This is a genomic window from Neisseria sp. P0021.S007, from assembly GCF_051956855.1.
Genome location: NZ_JBQCXA010000498.1, coordinates 1 through 702, shown reverse-complemented (window position 1 = coordinate 702; position 702 = coordinate 1). Strand labels below are relative to the sequence as shown.

The following is a 702-nucleotide window of genomic DNA, read 5'->3' as shown; positions in this document are numbered from 1 at the left end:
TATTATCATTGCATATGTATCAATTTGAATTTTTTAGAATTTCAATATGAAACCCCTAATTTACTACGCCCATTCCGCGCAAGATAAACTCGGCAATCTCTTGCCTTACGAACATTGGCAAACCTTGCAAAGCCATTCGGTAAATGTTGGCGAAATGGCGGCGGAGTTTGCGCGAGTATTCGGGGCGCAGGAACAGGCCTGCCAGACGGGACAGCTGCATGACTTAGGGAAATATTCAGAAGCCTTTAACCGCCGATTGCATGGCGGCGCATCAGTCGATCATGCTACCGCCGGAGCCAAAATTGCCGTTGAGCTTTGGGGAAATGTTATCGGTAAGTTAATGGTGTTTTGCATTGCGGGGCATCATGCAGGGTTGGCTAATGGATGTGGTGAGGGCGATAACCGCAGTACTTTGAAACAGCGTCTAGCTTTGCAATTTGGCGAAGATATTCCCGCTCTCGATAATCTGTGGCAACAAGAAATCAAGCTCCCTCAAGCCCTGTCCGCACCGCTACTCAAAGCCGACGCGCATCATCCTTTTTTCTCCTACGCCTTCTTCACCCGAATGCTCTATTCCTGCTTGGTGGATGCCGATTATCTCGACACCGAAGCCTTTTATTCAAACCTAGAAAACAAAGCCGTCGAGCGAGGCGGTTATCCCGATTTAAACGCCTTACAACACAATTTCAATCAATTCATCAA

The 702-nt window shown here is 47.4% G+C and carries 1 protein-coding gene; it reads left to right on the top strand.

Annotation, left to right across the window (positions count from 1 at the left end; genetic code table 11):
* Positions 1 to 46: 46 nt before the first annotated feature.
* A partial coding sequence (locus ACTHUR_RS14235) for a CRISPR-associated endonuclease Cas3'' (protein ID WP_440399206.1) occupies positions 47 to 702 on the top strand: 656 nt, incomplete at its 3' end.